The organism is Mesorhizobium sp. Primo-A (assembly GCF_003997175.1).
Taxonomy (GTDB): domain Bacteria; phylum Pseudomonadota; class Alphaproteobacteria; order Rhizobiales; family Rhizobiaceae; genus Mesorhizobium; species Mesorhizobium ciceri.
In genome coordinates this window covers 1-426 of the sequence record NZ_RZTG01000067.1, presented here as the reverse complement: position 1 = coordinate 426, position 426 = coordinate 1, and the positions used below count along the sequence as shown (strand labels likewise).

Genomic DNA, 426 nt, shown 5'->3' with positions numbered 1-426 from the left:
GTTAACAGGCGCAGATGAAGTGCGCCTCGTCATGGTCGATCCGGTGGAGGACGAATATCACCACGGTCAGGAACCCGGAGCTGATGCCGCAGCCTACCTCGCCCGGCATGGCGTGAAGGTAACAGTCGACCGCCTGCCGAGTGCGAACCATTCTGTCGCTGATGTTCTTCGCCGGCACGCGGTGGACAGCAGCGCCGAGCTGATGGTGATGGGCGCCTATGGTCATTCCCGGTTGCGCGAGCGGATTTTCGGCGGCGTCACCAAGTCGATGCTTGCGGGTCAATCGCTGCCGGTCTTGATGGCGCGATAGCGATCCAACGGCAGCAAAAAAGGGCCGGCGCAGATTGCGCCGGCCCATTCCATTTCTCGCAAGATCTGATGGGGCGACTACTCGCTCGCTTCTCGTCCGGACACCTGGTCGATCAG

Annotated in this window: 1 protein-coding gene; it reads left to right on the top strand. The window is 61.7% G+C overall.

What is annotated here, in order from left to right; genetic code table 11:
• Nucleotides 1–310: universal stress protein (locus EOC83_RS32620; protein ID WP_164762441.1), on the top strand; the 310-nt coding region annotated here is incomplete at its 5' end.
• Nucleotides 311–426: the final 116 nt, after the last annotated feature.